Origin of the sequence: Deinococcus aquiradiocola (assembly GCF_014646915.1) — a bacterium.
Lineage (GTDB): Bacteria > Deinococcota > Deinococci > Deinococcales > Deinococcaceae > Deinococcus > Deinococcus aquiradiocola.
In genome coordinates, this window is record NZ_BMOE01000036.1 from 1 (window position 1) to 658 (window position 658).

The window sequence follows — 658 nt, forward strand, 5'->3', positions numbered from 1 at the left end:
AAAAGGGGGGATTGGGGGGTACAGTGCAGGGGAAAGAATAGTAGACATAATAGCAACAGACATACAAACTAAAGAATTACAAAAACAAATTACAAAAATTCAAAATTTTCGGGTTTATTACAGGGACAGCAGAGATCCAGTTTGGAAAGGACCAGCAAAGCTCCTCTGGAAAGGTGAAGGGGCAGTAGTAATACAAGATAATAGTGACATAAAAGTAGTGCCAAGAAGAAAAGCAAAGATCATCAGGGATTATGGAAAACAGATGGCAGGTGATGATTGTGTGGCAAGTAGACAGGATGAGGATTAACACCCATAGAATGGCCAAGGCAAAGAGAAGAGTGGTGCAGAGAGAAAAAAGAGCAGTGGGAATAGGAGCTTTGTTCCTTGGGTTCTTGGGAGCAGCAGGAAGCACTATGGGCGCAGCGTCAATGACGCTGACGGTACAGGCCAGACAATTATTGTCTGATATAGTGCAGCAGCAGAACAATTTGCTGAGGGCTATTGAGGCGCAACAGCATCTGTTGCAACTCACAGTCTGGGGCATCAAACAGCTCCAGGCAAGAATCCTGGCTGTGGAAAGATACCTAAAGGATCAACAGCTCCTGGGGATTTGGGGTTGCTCTGGAAAACTCATTTGCACCACTGCTGTGCCGCGGCC

Annotated in this window: 2 protein-coding genes; both read left to right on the forward strand. The window is 45.9% G+C overall.

The window, feature by feature from the left end; translation table 11 throughout:
* A partial coding sequence (locus IEY33_RS19605; protein WP_229671173.1) for a hypothetical protein occupies positions 1-307 on the forward strand: 307 nt, incomplete at its 5' end.
* The coding region (locus IEY33_RS19610) for a hypothetical protein (RefSeq protein ID WP_189366318.1) at positions 297-658 on the forward strand (362 nt) is incomplete at its 3' end. The genes IEY33_RS19605 and IEY33_RS19610, both read left to right, overlap by 11 nt.